The organism is Pseudomonas fildesensis (genome assembly GCF_001050345.1).
GTDB classification, from domain to species: Bacteria; Pseudomonadota; Gammaproteobacteria; order Pseudomonadales; family Pseudomonadaceae; genus Aquipseudomonas; species Aquipseudomonas fildesensis.
The window spans coordinates 1-14,730 of record NZ_LFMW01000002.1; the positions used below are offsets into that span (position 1 = coordinate 1).

18 protein-coding genes and 1 pseudogene are annotated in these 14,730 nt (G+C 56.3%); 6 read left to right on the plus strand and 13 right to left on the minus strand.

Annotated elements, in window-relative coordinates:
• Both ACR52_RS03310 and ACR52_RS03315 read left to right on the plus strand, forming a co-directional pair.
• Window positions 1-825: hypothetical protein (locus ACR52_RS03310; RefSeq protein WP_236692114.1), on the plus strand; the 825-nt coding region annotated here is incomplete at its 5' end.
• Between the two features lie 47 nt (window positions 826-872).
• A complete protein-coding gene (locus tag ACR52_RS03315; protein ID WP_152687578.1) occupies window positions 873-2,057 on the plus strand; it encodes a hypothetical protein in 1,185 nt (394 codons plus the stop codon).
• 62 nt (window positions 2,058-2,119) lie between these two features.
• Here the strand turns inward: ACR52_RS03315 and ACR52_RS29065 are convergent, their stop codons facing one another.
• The 3 genes from ACR52_RS29065 to ACR52_RS03325 all read right to left on the minus strand — a co-directional run bounded on the left by ACR52_RS29065 (window position 2,120) and on the right by ACR52_RS03325 (window position 3,469).
• Window positions 2,120-2,434 carry a type II toxin-antitoxin system YafQ family toxin gene (locus tag ACR52_RS29065; RefSeq protein WP_082143093.1) on the minus strand — a complete coding sequence of 105 codons (315 nt, stop codon included), beginning with the start codon at window positions 2,432-2,434 and terminating at the stop codon, window positions 2,120-2,122.
• The gene (locus tag ACR52_RS03320; protein ID WP_048720496.1) at window positions 2,364-2,690 is read right to left on the minus strand and encodes a type II toxin-antitoxin system RelB/DinJ family antitoxin; all 327 of its coding nucleotides are present in this window, start codon (window positions 2,688-2,690) and stop codon (window positions 2,364-2,366) included. Before ACR52_RS03320 ends, ACR52_RS29065 begins: the two co-directional genes overlap by 71 nt.
• Before the next feature lie 575 nt (window positions 2,691-3,265).
• Window positions 3,266-3,469 (minus strand): hypothetical protein, encoded by a 204-nt coding sequence (locus tag ACR52_RS03325; RefSeq protein ID WP_048720498.1) that lies wholly within the window; start codon window positions 3,467-3,469, stop codon window positions 3,266-3,268.
• A gap of 528 nt (window positions 3,470-3,997) precedes the next feature.
• On the opposite strand from ACR52_RS03325, the gene ACR52_RS30100 reads away from it, so the two are divergent.
• Window positions 3,998-4,291, plus strand: coding sequence for a hypothetical protein (locus ACR52_RS30100; protein ID WP_152687579.1), 294 nt, complete (start codon window positions 3,998-4,000; stop codon window positions 4,289-4,291).
• 268 nt (window positions 4,292-4,559) lie between these two features.
• On the opposite strand, the gene ACR52_RS03330 is transcribed toward ACR52_RS30100, so the two are convergent.
• The 5 genes and pseudogenes from ACR52_RS03330 to ACR52_RS03345 form a co-directional block, all read right to left on the minus strand.
• Window positions 4,560-5,600, minus strand: coding sequence for a DMT family transporter (locus ACR52_RS03330; RefSeq protein WP_048720500.1), 1,041 nt, complete (start codon window positions 5,598-5,600; stop codon window positions 4,560-4,562).
• A gap of 76 nt (window positions 5,601-5,676) precedes the next feature.
• Window positions 5,677-6,012, minus strand: a complete 336-nt coding sequence (locus tag ACR52_RS03335; RefSeq protein WP_048720502.1) for a hypothetical protein — start codon at window positions 6,010-6,012, stop codon at window positions 5,677-5,679.
• Between the two features lie 115 nt (window positions 6,013-6,127).
• Entirely contained in the window at window positions 6,128-6,706 is a 579-nt protein-coding gene (locus ACR52_RS03340; protein ID WP_048720504.1) for a DUF4337 domain-containing protein, read from the minus strand.
• A gap of 54 nt (window positions 6,707-6,760) precedes the next feature.
• A pseudogene (locus ACR52_RS29070) lies at window positions 6,761-6,995 on the minus strand (DUF2784 family protein).
• 50 nt (window positions 6,996-7,045) lie between these two features.
• Window positions 7,046-7,372 (minus strand): helix-turn-helix domain-containing protein, encoded by a 327-nt coding sequence (locus ACR52_RS03345; protein ID WP_048720506.1) that lies wholly within the window; start codon window positions 7,370-7,372, stop codon window positions 7,046-7,048.
• Window positions 7,373-7,716: 344 nt separating this feature from the next.
• On the opposite strand from ACR52_RS03345, the gene ACR52_RS03350 reads away from it, so the two are divergent.
• Window positions 7,717-8,406: an HAD-IA family hydrolase gene (locus ACR52_RS03350; RefSeq protein WP_048720508.1), complete on the plus strand. Its 690-nt coding sequence runs from the start codon at window positions 7,717-7,719 to the stop codon at window positions 8,404-8,406.
• Window positions 8,407-8,478: 72 nt separating this feature from the next.
• Here ACR52_RS03350 and ACR52_RS03355 read toward each other — a convergent pair whose 3' ends face one another.
• The gene (locus ACR52_RS03355) at window positions 8,479-9,225 is read right to left on the minus strand and encodes a 3-oxoacyl-ACP reductase family protein (RefSeq protein WP_048721323.1); all 747 of its coding nucleotides are present in this window, start codon (window positions 9,223-9,225) and stop codon (window positions 8,479-8,481) included.
• A 126-nt stretch (window positions 9,226-9,351) separates the two neighbouring features.
• On the opposite strand from ACR52_RS03355, the gene ACR52_RS03360 reads away from it, so the two are divergent.
• Window positions 9,352-10,278 (plus strand): LysR family transcriptional regulator, encoded by a 927-nt coding sequence (locus ACR52_RS03360; RefSeq protein ID WP_048720510.1) that lies wholly within the window; start codon window positions 9,352-9,354, stop codon window positions 10,276-10,278.
• A gap of 69 nt (window positions 10,279-10,347) precedes the next feature.
• Here the strand turns inward: ACR52_RS03360 and ACR52_RS03365 are convergent, their stop codons facing one another.
• From ACR52_RS03365 to ACR52_RS03370, 3 genes are all read right to left on the minus strand, one after another.
• On the minus strand, window positions 10,348-11,076 hold the full coding sequence (locus tag ACR52_RS03365; protein WP_048720511.1) for an aspartate/glutamate racemase family protein: 729 nt from the start codon (window positions 11,074-11,076) through the stop codon (window positions 10,348-10,350).
• A gap of 13 nt (window positions 11,077-11,089) precedes the next feature.
• Window positions 11,090-11,242 carry a hypothetical protein gene (locus ACR52_RS30885; RefSeq protein WP_173439180.1) on the minus strand — a complete coding sequence of 51 codons (153 nt, stop codon included), beginning with the start codon at window positions 11,240-11,242 and terminating at the stop codon, window positions 11,090-11,092.
• Window positions 11,243-11,589: 347 nt separating this feature from the next.
• Window positions 11,590-12,324, minus strand: coding sequence for a phosphoadenylyl-sulfate reductase (locus ACR52_RS03370; protein WP_048720513.1), 735 nt, complete (start codon window positions 12,322-12,324; stop codon window positions 11,590-11,592).
• Window positions 12,325-12,476: 152 nt separating this feature from the next.
• Between ACR52_RS03370 and thrH the strand changes: the two genes are divergently transcribed.
• The gene (gene thrH / locus ACR52_RS03375) at window positions 12,477-13,094 is read left to right on the plus strand and encodes a bifunctional phosphoserine phosphatase/homoserine phosphotransferase ThrH (RefSeq protein ID WP_048720515.1); all 618 of its coding nucleotides are present in this window, start codon (window positions 12,477-12,479) and stop codon (window positions 13,092-13,094) included.
• 205 nt (window positions 13,095-13,299) lie between these two features.
• Here the strand turns inward: thrH and pabB are convergent, their stop codons facing one another.
• Window positions 13,300-14,643, minus strand: coding sequence for an aminodeoxychorismate synthase component I (gene pabB / locus ACR52_RS03380; RefSeq protein ID WP_048720517.1), 1,344 nt, complete (start codon window positions 14,641-14,643; stop codon window positions 13,300-13,302).
• Between the last annotated feature and the right edge of the window lie 87 nt (window positions 14,644-14,730).

Genomic DNA, 14,730 nt, shown 5'->3' on the forward strand with positions numbered 1-14,730 from the left:
AGCGCAGCCAAGCCGTCGATGGATTTTCGGAAGTCGACCGGCTTGGGGTACAGATACACTTTTTCGACTTTGGCATCGGGTCGCATCATGGCGAGCTGGCTCCTGAGGGAATCGGGAGCACAGCATCCGGGATCCGATAAGCGCTTTGAATGTGGGGTTTATGGAGCGCTTACAACCATTCTGCCCCACGGTTTGAGCATGCCCAGCGTCCCGAAGGGTGACCAGGTGTGGCAGCACAGCGAGGCTTGCCAGCAGCGCGTCGACGCGGATGGCAACTGGCTGCGTCAGACTGACGGCAAGATCCGGGATAAGGCGATCGAGCGGGAAGTAGAGGCGATGGGGAACACGGAGACGTTCCAGAATCACACCAGGACGGTGGATGATCATTCCACTGAGTCAGTGGGTGGGATCAAGACGATCGAGGCGCTGGGTGCGCTCAAGCTGCTGTCGGGCGGATCTGCGAGCCTGGCGGCTGTGGATGATTTACACCAGGCGACTGGGCGGGACTTGAACCTGGTGGTGGGGCAGAAGCACAACGCCACGGTGGGTGGCGATATGGAGGAAAGGATTCAGGGATTGCGTAAGAGTGTGGCAGCGGTCAGCCAGCGGCTTGCGGCACCCAAGACTTGGTTGGGATCCGAGGGCGTCAACGTGCTGCAGGTGCTGTGCGATTTGCTCGACCTGGTGCAGCAGATGAACGTCCAGATGGCTGGACATACCCACTCGCCTGGACCATCGCCAAGCCCGACGGACTCCAGTAGATTTACAGAAAATGCTGTCATGACATTGACGCTAGTGAAGCAGCTCCGGTCTATAACGCTTTAGCTTTATTACTTAGCCGGAAAACCACAACACAAAAATATGGGATTTTTATGTCAGATACTTACTTTATAGATCTACAGGCCATCCCTACCGGTTGCGTTGCTAAAATTGTTGCTGGTGGACTTTTACCTAAGAATGAAATGCGCTGGGAGTTTACCAACGAGATAAAACCTCTAGATCTGTATTGCTATCTATATGCCAAGTATGGGGAGCCAAATGGCCTGCTAAATCTTGCAAGAAAAGATGACTCTGACAACCTAATACACTGGGAGTGGACATTAGCAAACTCTGACGGATTGATCTCAATAATGGGAATGAACTTCAGAACAGAGGTTCTGCTAGCTGGTGATTTTCAAGGAAAGGGGCTTGATCTGGAGATGTTCATAAACCAGATCAAGGGAGATATTGGAAAGTACGGAAAAAAAATCACAGCATTTAGGACGGAACTCGAGAAATGGACGCAGTTTATAAATCCTTACGAACGCATTAGACGTGCAGTGACGGAAAACTTTAACCAACTGGACGCATTAGGTATAAATCCGGCCAGTGACAAAATAGTGCACCCTAAAACCGCAGAGGATATGAAAGGGTTTAATGAGCGCTGGATAGCACTGAATGCTAGATACAGTGCGGCAGTAGGTTTAGTCTTCGGCCTTAGATCTATGCTTCCAGTTCTTGCGGAGTCATTCATAAATCTCCTGATTTTTGCCTTGGCTAAACCCGAGATAAAGGCAAATGATCGGCTTTTTCAAAGTATAGTTCGGCAACCAATAGACATTCGAATACAGTCACTTCACTTGAATTGCAATGGATTTAACGGCTTAATTGATTATGCTGCTCAAGAGTGTAAAGCTTTTCATACTCTCATGAATGAGAGGAACGACCTTTTGCATGGGAATGTTGAGGTTGGGAAGCTTTCGATTGGCGATATCTACTTTCGAGGGAATCTACCTCTATTCATACAGTATGATGACTTTTGGAGTGTATCCATAGGTGCGTCAATGCGATCAGTTGGTTACGACTCAATACATCAAGATCATAAGGCTGTTGAGGATTTCATAGAGTTCGTAATGGGGCAGCTTGATAAAGATGTTGTAGAACATGTAAGGCGAATAATTGAAACTGGGGAGCTAGGATTTAACAAAAAAACTGGCCGGCTGGGTATTTTGATACCCGAGGCAATCGCAGACTTCAGGGTGTACACCACATCAGACTCGCCCGACACTACCGAGTAGTGTGTTTCAGAAAAAACAAGGCGCCAATAGGCGCCTTATTGTTTGCATAAGCAATGCTGTTTCTATTCAAACAACTCGGCATGACTACCAAGATCTACGAAGGTTACAAGGTCAGCTCTGGAGTGCTCGTAAATCATCAGGAAGTCTCCACCAATGTGGCACTCCCTAAAGCCATCTTTGTCCCCAGTCAAAGCATGATCACGATATTCAGCAGGTAGCACCTCTCCGAGGAACAGCATTACCATTACTGCACGGACCTCGTTCATGTCTCGACGCCCAGCGCGCTTATATCGTTCCCAGGATTTCTTAAACTCTGGCGTTTGCGCGCACTGCTTTGGCAGGTCTGCGCGCTTTTGCTTCTTCTCCGGCTTCGCCATCAGCGTCCCTTAGCATGTCGTCGATCGAATCAAACTGGCGACGAATCTCACGCGCTTGTGCCATAGCACGAGCGGTCTTCTCCGAAGGGACGCGCACCTCGAAAGGCAATCCCTGTGTTGTCACAACCTGGCGGAGGAAAAGACGCATGGCGTCACTGAGACTAAGCCCACAGGCATTGAGCACAGCAGTGGCACGCTCCTTCAAATCCTCGTCAATGCGGCAACGCACGTCAGTGGTTTTAAGCAATGCATTCATGATATCACTCCCTGAGACAAAACGTAGCTACGTTGTGGCTACGGTCAAAGTATGGGTCAACCCATCAAATTTGATCAAGCACTTTCTGTCCTGAACAGGACGTTAGCCTGCCCGTATGTCGAAAACACAAAGCAGGGGCTCCTGCCCGGAAAATGACAGTCGAAAGAAAAAAACGAGACGAAAAGCACTTATCCCCCTCCCGCCGACGGGCTTTACGCGTGTTTTTTGTGCAAAGGTCAAGGGTGGTGCAATCGAGCACGCAGGCCAAGCCCGCTATGGGCTCGCTGGGGTAAATAGCAATTTCACGAAATGCAAAGTTTTGCGAAAAAGTGCAGTGTGGTTACAAAACGCTGAGAGGTAATCATGACTGGAGAGGGAGGGCAGCTTCCCCGGATTCATTGATCGAAAAAGAGAAAAACATAGGAATACGGACATTTTCCGAAACGAGATAGATCTATTTTCTCACCGTCCATGATTACCTTCGATTAGATCGAAAATATGCCATAGGCCGCGAGGCGTATGGGTTTCAGCGATAAAAGGGCATTTCAAAACCTGTCTCCACCCTAATTGGCTTCTTACCGTTTGAGGCGGGCCAAACCTTGCTTGATATGGCCGGCGTTCTCACCAATCGTCTCCAAGGCGCCACGCACGTTTTCACCTGCTTCGACTGAGCCTTGTTCTTCGAGGCGAAGCGTTAGCTCCATCAAGGCTGCTTCAAGGGCCAACTGATTTTCATACATCCTCTCAAGCACATCTGAGAGCGAATATTCATGTGCCATACGAAGGCTCCAATCGTAAATCCACAGACTAGACCCCAGCGCGAGGACTTGCCTAGCGGATGGCTATTTTGGAATCAGGGCTGGGAAAAAGGTAATTTTGGTTAGGAAGGCTACCAACTTTGCTGTAGCCCTCGTAATTCGTGGGCTGGGCGTATTACCTTGAGGGGTAATATTTGGTAATGGCAAAGGTAATATTCAGCCAGGTGCCCGGTTTTGCTGGGGATTGAGGGTGCTAGGAATTACTCGATGAAAAGGTAATGACCTAACCTATAAATTACCAAATTATTACCTTTCTAAATATTCATCAAGCTATTGAAATTTAAGGGCTTTATTCTGTTTTTTCGAGCGTATTACCAATATTACCTTTTTCCCATGCCTCAACATAAACCGTCCGGCACGCCGTTTTTTACCCCCTCTCAACCCTGGCGCACTAACTCGGTGCAAAACCCATGGGACTACCATGGGACTGAGAATGCCGATTTTTTGGAGAGGGAGCATCGCTGCAGGCCGCGTAAACCGGGCACTTGCATGATGAAAGTAACTTTGCGGGTAGTTTCGAATCTCTCCTTCACCGCCACATTAAGTAAACACAAACCCCTGGTTTTCCTAGAGAAAGCCGGGGGTTTGTGGTTTTTGGCGTCTGAAAAACGCTCAAATGGGACAGATGCTGAGTATTTTTCGCTGCGCATAAGGGGCAAAGAGGGCAAAGAGGGCAAAGGCAGGGCAAAGGGGACGGATTTATTTAAAGCGCCCGGCAAACGTTATTTACACAAAACCGCTGGTTTCGAGAGAAGTCAGCGGTTTGTTATTTCTGTGGGTTGAAAACGTATCTGATCCTATATCACGCTCGTGGCATATCCATACGCCGCCCGATGACATCCAGCAAATCGCACCCGTCGCGCAGCGGAATTCATCCCGCAAATACGCCGGGACGTTTCTGTCGATTTATCATCGAGTCGCCAAACCCGTTCGCCATGTGGGCGATCGAGCGACTACAGGCGTGGAGATTTAGAAACGGGAGCCTGCCACTTCTGAATGGATTATAGGACGTTGCCCAAAGCCGCCTATACGGTGGGCATGATCCTCATCCTCAATGCCTATGCCGATGATGCACATCCGGGAAATGCGCATGGCTATGCTTCATCGCACCATGCGTATGCACATGGCTATGCGGTACCGCCGGATCCCATTCAAACCCATGTTCATGCTGATGATGCTCATCGTGCACATGCCGATGCCCGTGCTCCGTCGGCTCATGTTGATGATCATGCGTATGGCGCTCTGTCAGGTGCAGCCACACACCGATAGCCATCAACGCCGACGCAATCCAGAAGGCCCCTGTCACTGACTCTCCCATTACCAGCAAGGCCAGCGCAGCACCGAGGAAGGGCGCGGTAGAAAAGTAAGCCCCGGTACGCGCACTGCCCAGCCCGCGTAGCGCCAGCACAAACATGACCAGGCTGACGCCATAGCCCAGGAACCCAACCAGCAGGATAGGCCCCAGTTGCGCCGCAGCCGGAATCTGCGCGCCGAGATAAAGCGCCAAACTGCAATTCACCAACCCCGCAATCAATCCCTTGGCGCCGGCAATAAACAACGCGTCCGACGCAGATACTTTGCGCGTCAGGTTGTTATCGATCCCCCAGCACAGGCAGGCCACCGCGACGGCGAGCGGCCCCGTCCAATCGTGACTGGCGCCGCCGCCTTCGGGCCATGACAACGCCACGCCGCCCAACACAATTGCGATCATCCCCAAGACGATGCGGCGGTCGGCGTTTTCTCTGAACACCAGCCAGGCGATAACGGCGGTCAACACCGATTCAAGGTTGAGCATGAGAGAGGCCGTAGACCCGGCGGTGCGGGTGAGGCCGAACATCAAGGCCACGGGCCCGAGGATGCCGCCAAAGGTGATGGCGCCGATTAGCCAGGGCCATTCCGATGGAGTCAGCCCGGAAGGTTTCCAGCCGCGATCACGGATTAATCGTACAGAGGCGAGTCCGATGCCGCTGCCGAGGTACAGCAGGCCGGCGAGCAGCACGGGCGAGAGGCCCAGGCCGAGGCTTTTGGCGAGCGGGGTGCTGGCGCCGAACAGGGCGGCGGCCGCGAGGGCGTAAACGATACTGAGGTTCATGGGCCATCCTCGAAAGATGGCCCATGATACGTCGCCCGCTCAGGTTAAATCCCGGGCGATAGTGGCAACGTCACACTTATTGCGCAGTTTTCAGCTTGATCACATCACCCGAGATTTTGGTGGTGTAACCGCTGAGTACCCACGCCCAGAACCAGTTTTCCTGGACTTGGGTATTGATCAGCGCGTCGCCGCCTTTTGCTTTGATGGCAGCATCCTGGGCGCGAACAAAGCGGCTGTTCTGGCCGATCGGGATAATGCCGAACAGCATGACGCCGGTGGCGCTGGCTTCGCTGTGACCCAGCACCGTGTATTGGCTGCTGTCGTACTGCGGGGATTTGATGGCGGTGCCGGTGCAGCCTGCGAGGGTGAAACCGAGAACGGCTGCTGCAACTACTTTGCTGACGTACTTCACTGTGTAACTCCATGGACTAAAGCCCGAGATTCAATTCTCGGGGGCGCGATACTCTAATCGCTTCAGTAACAAATTGAAAACAAACAGCCCCTTCAGGCGCGCCCAACCACAATGGCTAGAGATGCAGCCACGCCAGGCTCCCCAACACCATCGCCACCCCCCCGGCGGCATACGCCATGCGCTTCAACCATTCCTTCCTTGTCAGCAACGTGATCGCCGCCAGCGAAATTGCGATCTGAATCGCGGTCATCGCCTGTGCCCACCGGTGATGCTGGTGCAAGGCCTGTTCTGATTTGTCGTCCCATTCCTTTGAAGTGGCCTCCAGTTTCTCAGCCTGTTTGCGCACGTCTTCTTTCTGGCTTTTGTAGCGCTGGACTTCATCGTTGTAGTGCGCCGCATCGACGCCGGGAATATGCGTGGCCAGTTCCGCCAGGTTCTGTCGGCTGGATTTGGCCTGGTAGTAATTCCACTGGTTGGCGGCTTCGGTCTTGAAGATGGCGGCGTTGTTCTTGTCCATCGCCGCTTCGCTTTCGGTGGAGCCGGCCTGGTAGCTGAGCATGGCGCCGAGGGTGGCCATCAGGGCAGTCATCACGGCGATGCGGCTGGCGAAATTGTCCCCGCGCGCGTGGGCATGTTCGGTGGTGTGTTCGATGTGTTTTTCGTGAGGGCTGGGGACTTCGAAGGCTTCGGACATGGGGGCGGCTATGAAGGGAGTGAGGGAGTTTGATTCTTCACCAGTGAAGCTGTCTCAAGCCTGTACGTAACGTCGGATAAGCCGCCCGTACACCGCGATATTGATGAGCAGCACCAGGGCGCCCAAGCCCAACTGGATCTGCGGGGTCAAGCCGGCCGGATAGATCAGGCTCAGGATGTAGTGCTCGATAAACCCGCCGCCGTAGCTGGCTTGCCCGGCGAGGCCGAACGAACAAGATGAAGGTGAGGTGAAACAGCACCAGGCTATCGGCAGCTACGCGATAGAGTATGTTTGGGTTCGCTTTCAGGTGATCGAGGGGGCGGACTTTTCCGAATGGTGTTATAGCTCGAGTTGGCTGGCATTGATGCCAAATGCCTTGGCAATCTTTTCCCGCGTCGTCCGACGAGGTTTGTTGACCGCTTCTTGCTGGGCAAATGCGGATTGGGAAATGCCCAGGCGTTTGGCAACGTCATCCTGGGTCAGGTTCAGGTATTCGCGCCAGGCGCGGATGGGAGTCAGACCGTCGACTATCAGGCTGACCACCTGATTTGGGATCAGGTGGCTGCGACCTTGCTGTGTGAAGTATTGCCAGTAAGGAATGACCACAAACGCTGGCTTGCCTTCAAGGTCATTGATGATTTGTATGTGGGGGGACGTACTAACCATGTTTTTCCTGCTGGAAGCTTATTTATATCTTATATATTAATAAGTCTTTAATTAGTCATTTGGGCGTTTTTTGCAAATATTCCATACCCGGTGTCTGTCAACGTTAGCTTGTCTCTCAGAGGCAATCGATAAGGACTGTTGCCAGATATAAGCCTCACTTTGCAAACACAGCCAGCACTGCCAACCGTGTCTTGGAACGCACTGACGTTCGCGGGCGTTTGCTCACCACAACCTTGGCGTAGCTGAACAGTGCGGGGCAGTGGTCGAGCCACAACGGTTGCTTGCAGGCAGCGTGGGCCGTTATTGTGCTGAATCCTTTTAGTCCTTCCTCCAGGGTTGTAGTGATGAATGCACCGCGTAGCGCAGTCGGTCCAATCAAGGCCGTGATTTTTGATATGGACGGTTTGTTGCTGGACACGGAAGGCATCTACACCGAAGTCACGAAGATCATCGCCGAACGCTACGGTCGTACCTACGACTGGAGCATCAAGCAGCACATCATCGGTCGTGGCGCCCAGGATCTGGCGGATTACTTGGTCAAGGCGCTGGATTTGCCGATCACACCGGCTGAGTTTCTGGAGATCCGCGAACCGCTGATGAGCGAGCGTTTCCCCAAGGCTTTGGGCATGCCCGGTGCCGAGGCGCTGGTCCGGCACTTGAAGGAACACAATATTCCGATTGCCGTGGGCACCAGTTCGTCGCGCAATTCGTTTGGCCACAAGACGACGTTGCACCGCGAGTGGTTTAGCCTGTTCGGTACCATCGTCACCGCTGACGACCCGGAGGTCGGTGCCGCCAAACCCGCGCCGGACATCTTCCTCACCGCCGCCCGCCGCCTGGGCGTAGCGCCGGAAGATTGCCTGGTGCTCGAAGATTCGCCGTTCGGCGTCACCGCTGCGAAAGCGGCCCACATGACCGCCATCGCCGTGCCTGATGAAGCCATGGCCGACAGTAAGTACCACCACGCCGACCAGATCATCCGCAAGCTCGCAGACTTCGACTTGGCCGCCTATGGCCTGCCGCCCCTGCGTTGAATGAACGCGGTCAAAAATGTGGGAGGGCGCAAGCCCCCTCCCACATTTAGCACTTGCAGTGCTCCAGAAATCTTAGGCGCTGAAGCCACCATCAATGGTCAAGCTGGCACCCGTGATGTAACCCGCCTCCGGCCCCGCCAGATACGCCACAAAACTGGCAATCTCCTCCACATGCCCATAACGCCCCACCGCCATCAACCCGATCAGAGTCTCGGCAAAATCACCGTTCGCCGGGTTCATATCAGTGTCCACCGGCCCAGGTTGTACGTTATTAATCGTGATGCCGCGTGGTCCCAAGTCCCGCGCCAAGCCCTTGGTCAAACCCACCAGCGCCGCCTTGCTCATCGCATACGGACCACCACCGCCAAACGGCATGCGCTCGGCGTTGGTGCTGCCGATATTGATCACCCGGCCACCGTCGCCCATGTGCTTGGCCGCTTCCTGAGTCGCGATAAACACGCTGCGTACGTTGATCGCCAGGGTCTGGTCGAAGTCTTCCAGCTTGAAATCTTCCAGCGGGGCGATAGCCAGTACACCGGCGTTGTTCACCAGGATATCCAGGCGTCCAAAAGCTTCGACGGTAGCGTTGACTGCGTTGCGGATCGCCGCAGCATCGGCGCTGTCGGCGTGAATCGCCAGGGCTTTGCCGCCTTCGCTGATCACGCTGTTCTGCAGTTCCTCGGCCTTGGCCGCCGAGCTGACGTAGGTAAAGGCTACAGCTGCGCCTTGTGCCGCGAGGCGCTTGACGATGGCGGCGCCGATGCCGCGGGAGCCGCCTTGAATCAAGGCGACTTTGCCGCTGAGGTCTTGGGTGGTCATGTCGATCTCCAAACGGTTCAAGGCGGTATGCCTTGTTGATGGAGCTGAGTATCGACCTCACCCACCCCTGCCGGTAGACCTTGATTGCTATAGTCTGTGTAAACCAAAAGTTTAGAGTGGGGCGATATGGAAAGCTTTGGCAGTATCGAATGTTTTGTGCGCAGCGCCGAAGGCGGCAGCTTTGCCGAAGCGGCCCGGCACCTGAGCCTGACGCCGGCGGCGGTGGGCAAAAGCGTCGCCAAGCTGGAAGCGCGGCTCGGCGTGCGGCTGTTCCAGCGCAGTACGCGACGCCTGACACTGACCGAAGCCGGCAAGCTGTTCCTTGAAGAGGTCAGCGGCAGCCTCACCACCATCCAGAACGCCGTGGCCAACCTGGCCAGCGCCGAAGGGCGGCCGGTAGGCACGCTCAAGGTCAGCATGGGTACGGTGTTCGGTAATCGCTATGTGGTGCCGCTGCTGGCGGAATTCATGCTGCGCTTCCCGGATATCAGCCCGGACTGGCATTTCGATAACCGCCAGGTCGACCTGATCGGCCAGGGCTTCGATGCCGCCATCGGCGGTGGTTTTGAACTGCCCCAGGGCGTGGTGGCGCGCAAGCTGGCACCCGCGCATCGGGTGCTGGTGGCGTCACCGGATTACCTGGCGCGACGCCGGCCGGTGCTGGCGCCTGAAGATTTGTCGCACTGCCTTGGCATTCTGATCCGCTCGCCGCAAACCGGCCGCGTGCGCTCCTGGCAACTGACCAGCCTGGAGCGTGAATGCCGCCCGCTGGTGCTCAAGCCCCGGATGACCATGAGCGACTCCGAAGCCGCCTGCTGCGCCAGCGCTCAGGGCCTGGGCATTGCGTTGGTCAGCATGCCGATGGCTGTGCCGTTCCTCGACAGCGGCGAAGTGGTGCGGGTATTGCCCGATTGGTACGTGGATGACGGCAATATTTCCATCTACTACGCCGAACACAAACTGTTGCCCGGCAAGACCCGGGCGTTTGTGGACTTCATCATCGAGCAATTCGCCGAGCAACGCCTGAGCGACAGATTCAACGCCACCCTTTAGGCGCCCGGCTTGCCGGCGATGGCGTCCTCAAGATTGCCATCGCCGGCGAGCCGGGCTCTTACACGTGTGTCACCGTCCGAATTGTGGCGGCCAGCCTACAACCTTCTTCGGCCGCGGCGTCGCATACGTCCTGATCTTCGACGTCGACAACCCCAACCGCACAAGTGATTCGGCAATCGTCACCGCCGCTGTCACACCATCCACCACCGGCACGCCGGTGCGTTGGCGAATCTGCTCATCCAGTCCGGCCATGCCGCCGCAACCCAGGCAGATCACCTCGGCCTGGTCCTCGAGAATCGCCAGTTCAGCTTGGCGTACGATGGCTTCCATGGCGGCCAGCGGGTCTTCTTCCAACTCCAGCACCGCCATGCCGCTGGCCCGCACCGAGGCGCAGCGCTGATACAGGCCGGCCAGTTTCAGTCGGTCTTCAATCAGCGGCACCGTGCGGTCCAGGGTGGTGACCACCGAGTACGCATGGCCCAGAAACATCGCAGTGCTGGCCGCCGCTTCGGTGATGTCCACCACCGGCACGTTCAACAATTCCTGCAAACCTTCACGACCATGCTCGCCGTAACCGGCCTGGATCACCGCATCAAACGGCTGGTCGTAGGCCATCACCCGGTCCATCACCGCGATGGCCGCCAGATAGCTTTCGAAATTACCTTCCACCGATTCGGCGCCGAAATACGGCGTGAGCCCGACAATCTCGGTGCCTGGCGAGGCCACCGCGCGCGCTTGCTGGGCGATGGTTTCAGTGATGGATTCGGTGGTGTTGACGTTGACCACGAGGATGCGCATGGAATGTCCTTGTTTAATGACTGACGTTATCAACTGCAATGCTTTCGCCGCTGACATCGTTGTGCAGCCGTGGGCTGAGCATCAACGGGCTGGGGCTCACGGCTTCGGGGTTCAGGGCGGAGGAGGGCAGATCCAGTGCGATGTGGTTCGAGAGGCTTGTACGCATTCCGGCAGGCTCCAGCACATCGGCAGCGGAGCCGCTGATGGAAAGGTGTATGTAGGTTTTGTATTTTTTGTATACAAAGTGTTTTAACCTTAAGCCACATGTGTGCCAGTTTTCGGTCGATGAAAGCCGTGAATAATTTCGTTTTTGTAGGGTGTTTAAGCAACTGGCTGAATTTAAAGCAATATAAATTGACCGTTTGAACAGCTATTTATTTTTCAGCGAGAGTTGAGCCAGGACGGCCAGAAAGAATCGAGCGGGGAGGGGTGTAACTTTTCGGTGCGGATGATTTTTAAGTGCACACAAAAATGGCACCTGTGGTGACATTATTGTGTACGGGATTTTAGGCGTCAGGCCTTGCTGATAATGTTCCCGGCGTGCAGTCCGCATTCCTTCTGCGTGGCTTCTTCCCACCACCAGCGGCCTTCGCGCTCGTGCTGGTTCGGCAATACCGGGCGGGTGCACGGCTCGCAGCCGATGCTGATAAAACCGCGCTCATGCAGGCTGTTGTACGGCAACTCCAGCATACGGATGTAACCCCAGATCTCCTCGCTGGTCATCTGTGCCAGCGGGTTGAACTTGTACAAGGTGCGTTCCGGGGTGGAGAAGGCCGTGTCGATTTCCAGCGCCGCCACCTGGCTGCGGGTGCCGGGGCTTTGGTCGCGGCGCTGGCCGGTGGCCCAGGCGCGCACGCCGGAAAGCTTGCGGCGCAGCGGTTCTATCTTGCGCACACCGCAGCATTCGCCGTGGCCGTCTTTATAAAAGCTGAACAGGCCCTTTTCCTTGACGAAGGGTTCCAGCTTGCTCTGGTCCGGCGAAATCAGTTCGATGTCGATCTTGTAATGGTCCCGCACCTGCTCGATAAACCGGTAGGTCTCCGGGTGCAGGCGGCCGGTGTCGAGGCTGAACACCTTGAGGTTCTTGTTCAGCTTCCAGGCCATGTCCACCAGCACCACGTCCTCGGCACCGCTAAAGGAGATCCACAGGTCATCACCGAACTGGCTGAACGCCAGCTTGAGAATGTCCTGGGCGGATTTGTTGGCGTAAGTCGCGGCGAGTTCAACGACGTCGAAGGCTTGGTTCATCAGGACGGTTCCTACAGGTCAGTGGCGCTGAGCGCTCTATAGGGGAGCGATGTTACCAAAATACGCTCTGCGTTGCGGCGGCGAGCATGAATCGCTAGAGTTCGGCAGTCCTTTTGCTCGCTCAACTCAATAATTTCAAATGGGAGTGTCTTGTGGAAATTGCCTGTCTCGACCTGGAAGGGGTGCTGGTTCCGGAAATCTGGATCGCCTTCGCCGAAAAAACCGGTATTGAATCCCTGCGGGCCACCACCCGGGACATTCCCGACTACGACGTGCTGATGAAACAGCGCCTGCGCATTCTGGATGAGCATGGGCTCAAGCTCGCCGACATCCAGGAAGTGATCGCCACCCTCAAGCCGCTGGACGGCGCCGTTGAGTTCGTCAACTGGCTGCGCGAGCGCTTCCAGGTGGTGATCCTGTCAGACACGTTCTACGAGTTTTCCCAGCCGCTGATGCGCCAGTTGGGTTTCCCGACCCTGCTGTGCCACCGCCTCATCACCGATGAAAACGACCGTGTGGTGAGTTACCAACTGCGTCAGAAGGATCCCAAGCGTCAGTCGGTATTGGCCTTCAAGACCTTGTACTACCGTGTGATTGCTGCCGGCGATTCCTACAACGACACCACCATGCTGGGCGAGGCGGATCGCGGGATTCTGTTCCACGCGCCGGAGAATGTGATTCGCGAGTTCCCGCAGTTCCCGGCGGTGCATACGTTTGAGGCGTTGAAAGCAGAGTTCATCAAGGCTTCGAATCGGCCGTTGAGCTTGTAACTCTCGGTTCTAGTAAAACTAAAGGGCTCACGATCTTCATGCCAGCCATCAAACGAAGTGGCGAGGGAGCTTGCTCCCGTTGGGCTGCGTAGCAGCCTTAAACTTAAAAGTGCGTTGTATCAGGACGGATTGGGGAGTGCTTCGCCCTCCAACGGGAGCAAGCGCCCTCGCCGCAGGTCGTACCTGATAAAGGTGGTCTAAGTTGCTACAAGCCTTCCAGCGTTTGTAACAACACCCGCACCTTCGTCATCGACTCCTGATACTCCGCCTCCCACTGCGAATCCGCCACAATCCCGCCGCCGCCCCAGCAGCACACCTGCCCGTCCTTGACCAGCAAACTGCGAATCGCGATGGAGCTGTCCATCTCGCCGCGTACATCCAGGTACACCAGCGAACCGCAGTACAAGCCACGCCGGGTGGGTTCCAGTTCGTCGATGATCTGCATCGCGCGAATCTTCGGCGCGCCGGTGATGGAGCCGCCGGGGAAGCTGCCGGCGATCAGGTCGAGGGCGTCCTTGTCGTCGGCAAGTGTGCCGGTGACGCTGCTCACCAGGTGGTGCACGTTGGGGTAGCTTTCCAGGCTGAACAACTCCGGTACCTTCACCGAGCCGGTGCGGCAGGTGCGGCCGAGGTCGTTGCGCAGCAGGTCGACGATCATCAGGTTTTCGGCGCGGTCCTTGGGGCTGGCCATGAGTTCGGCTGCATGGGCGGCGTCTTCTTCTGGCGTCAGGCCACGCGGGCGCGTGCCTTTGATCGGGCGGGTTTCGACGTGGCGTTCGCTGATGCGCACAAAACGCTCCGGCGACAGGCTCAGCACCGCGCCGTCATCCGGCAGGCTCTGGAACCCGGAAAACGGAGTGGGGCAGGCTTCACGCAGGGCGCAATAGGCGACCCATGGATCACCGCTGTACGGCGCGCGAAAACGCTGGGCGAAGTTGACCTGGTAACAGTCGCCTGCCTGGATGTAAGCCTGGATACGCACGATGGCTTGCTCGTAGGCCTCGGCGGTCAGGTCCGGTGCCATGGGGCCGTGGAGCTTGAAGGTCGCCGGTGATTCGGTGGCAGGCTGGCTGAACAAGGCGATCAGCCGTTGCCGTTCGCTGTCGGCCAACGCAGGGTGGAACACCAACTGGCTGGTCTGCGCCAGGTGATCGCTGATCAGCGCCCAGGCATACAGCCCAAAACGTGCGTCCGGCAGGTGCAGGTCGTCCACTGCCAAGTGCGGCATGTGCTCGAGATGCCGACCGAAGTCGTAGCTCAGGTAGCCGATCAGGCCGCCGGCAAACGGCAACTCATAACCGCTTGGCAATAGCGCTTCACCCAACTGCGTGAGATTTGCACGCAACCGTTGCAGGAAATCGCTGCCGTTTTCGTCAGGCTGAACCGTCAGAGTTACCTCGGGCCAGGCACTGAGCAGGTCATAACGACCGCGTTCGGCCGCCGGTCGGCCGCTGTCCAGCAGCACCGCGCCGGGGGCAGGGCGAATCGCTGCAAAATACTCGGCGGGGTTGGCCCGGTAGGGCAGCGGGTGTACAGAGCAGGTCGACATGAGGGGGCCTTGGCGGCAGCTGCAAGCTTCGAGCTTAAAGCTGCAAGTTAAAAACACGGTTGCTCTTTCTTGAAACTTACAGCTTGC